The organism is Rhizobium sp. NPDC092011 (assembly GCF_044756305.1).
GTDB lineage: Bacteria > Pseudomonadota > Alphaproteobacteria > Rhizobiales > Rhizobiaceae > Rhizobium.
Window position 1 is genome coordinate 1 of sequence record NZ_JBIVSO010000037.1, and the last position, 2,500, is coordinate 2,500.

1 tRNA gene and 2 rRNA genes (1 of these 3 cut by a window edge) are annotated in these 2,500 nt (G+C 54.4%); all 3 read right to left on the bottom strand.

From position 1 onward, the window contains the following. Window positions 1–77 (bottom strand) — tRNA-Met (locus ACIQJ2_RS38000). Between the two features lie 260 nt (window positions 78–337). Continuing rightward, window positions 338–452, bottom strand: a 5S ribosomal RNA gene (gene rrf, locus ACIQJ2_RS38005). 160 nt (window positions 453–612) lie between these two features. After that, a 23S ribosomal RNA gene (locus ACIQJ2_RS38010) occupies window positions 613–2,500 on the bottom strand (it continues 912 nt past the right edge of the window).

A 2,500-nucleotide genomic window follows, 5' to 3' on the forward strand; every position in this document is an offset into this window, starting at 1 on the left:
TGGTTGCGGGGGCAGGATTTGAACCTGCGGCCTTCAGGTTATGAGCCTGACGAGCTACCGGGCTGCTCCACCCCGCGCCAGCGCAAATCCGGAGGATTTGTCGCGTCTAGCAAGCCGTATTTCGGCTTGCGTCATCAGCGTAAACCGCTTGAGCGGTTTATCGCGTGTCAGGTGGGCACCTTATGGACCGCACCTGTTTCGAGACACCTTTGATTTCAGGGTCTCGTAGAAGAAGCTTTCAGAAGCGACAAAGGCCGCTTGATCAGCGGCCAATTGTAACACGGCTTGAGCCGCTTGTGATCAGAGAAGATTTCAAGAATGAAGTTGCGTTTGGCAGACCTGGCAGCGACCTACTCTCCCGCGTCTTAAGACGAAGTACCATGGGCGCAGGGGCGTTTCACGGCCGTGTTCGGAAAGGGAACGGGTGCAGCCACCCCGCCATAACCACCAGGTCGGCAAAGCGCAACTTCGGGCTAAACCGCTTGAGCGGTTTATGCCCTGCACGCTAAACCTTGCGGGGTTTAGCGCGATGAGAAGCTGGAAGGCATGGAGCCTTTATTTATTTGAACACGTTTTCAGACCCATCATTTTTGATGAGCACTGGCAATGGGAACGATCAAGCCAATCGAGCTATTAGTACCGGTAAGCTTCATGCGTTGCCGCACTTCCACACCCGGCCTATCAACGTGGTCGTCTTCCACGGCTCTGATAGGGAACACTCGTTTTCAGGTTGGTTTCCCGCTTAGATGCCTTCAGCGGTTATCCATTCCATATATAGCTACCCTGCTATGCCCTTGGCAGGACAACAGGTCCACCAGAGATATGTCCATCCCGGTCCTCTCGTACTAGGGACAGATCCTGTCAATATTCCTACACCCACGGCAGATAGGGACCGAACTGTCTCACGACGTTCTGAACCCAGCTCACGTACCGCTTTAATTGGCGAACAGCCAAACCCTTGGGACCTGCTCCAGCCCCAGGATGCGATGAGCCGACATCGAGGTGCCAAACAACCCCGTCGATATGGACTCTTGGGGGTCATCAGCCTGTTATCCCCGGCGTACCTTTTATCCGTTGAGCGATGGCCCTTCCACGCGGGACCACCGGATCACTATGACCGACTTTCGTCTCTGCTCGACTTGTCAGTCTCGCAGTCAGGCGGGCTTATGCCATTGCACTCGACGACCGATTTCCGACCGGTCTGAGCCCACCATCGCGCGCCTCCGTTACTCTTTCGGAGGCGACCGCCCCAGTCAAACTACCCACCATACACTGTCCCGGATCCGGATAACGGACCGCGGTTAGACATCCATGACGATAAGGGTGGTATTTCAAGGATGGCTCCACAAGAACTGGCGTCCCTGCTTCAAAGCCTACCACCTATCCTACACATGCCGACACGAATGCCAGTGTAAAGCTATAGTAAAGGTGCACGGGGTCTTTCCGTCTGACCGCAGGAACCCCGCATCTTCACGGGGAATTCAATTTCACTGAGTCTATGTTGGAGACAGCGGGGAAGTCGTTACGCCATTCGTGCAGGTCGGAACTTACCCGACAAGGAATTTCGCTACCTTAGGACCGTTATAGTTACGGCCGCCGTTTACTGGGGCTTCGATTCAGAGCTTGCACCCCTCCTCTTAACCTTCCAGCACCGGGCAGGCGTCAGACCCTATACGTCGTCTTGCGACTTCGCAGAGCCCTGTGTTTTTGGTAAACAGTCGCTACCCCCTGGTCTGTGCCACCCTCACATACTTGCGTACATAAGGGTCACGCTTCTTCCGAAGTTACGCGTGCAATTTGCCGAGTTCCTTCAACATAGTTCTCTCAAGCGCCTTGGTATACTCTACCTGACCACCTGTGTCGGTTTCGGGTACGGTCTATACGGTGGAGCTATTTCCTGGAACCGCGTCCCCGCCCACACAATCCAATAAGTGTGAACAAGTTAAGCAATCCGTCACTACCACCAGGCCCACGAATATTAACGTGGTTCCCATCGACTACGCGTGTCCGCCTCGTCTTAGGGGCCGGCTAACCCTGCTCAGATTAACTTTAAGCAGGAACCCTTGGTCTTTCGGCGAGAGGGTCTCTCACCCTCTTTATCGTTACTCATGTCAACATTCGCACTTCCGATACCTCCAGGGCCCCTCACAGGTACCCCTTCACAGGCTTACGGAACGCTCCGCTACCACTTGCATTGCTGCAAATCCTCAGCTTCGGTGCATGGCTTCAGCCCCGTTACATTTTCGGCGCAAAGACCCTTGACTAGACCAGTGAGCTGTTACGCTTTCTTTAAATGATGGCTGCTTCTAAGCCAACATCCTGGTTGTTTTGGGATCCTCACATCCTTTCCCACTTAGCCATGACTTGGGGACCTTAGCTGGAGGTTAGGGTTGTTGCCCTTTTCACGACGGACGTTAGCACCCGCCGTGTGTCTGCCGAGTAGTACTTCCCGGTATTCGGAGTTTGGTTAGGATCAGTAAGACGGTGAGTCCCCATAGCC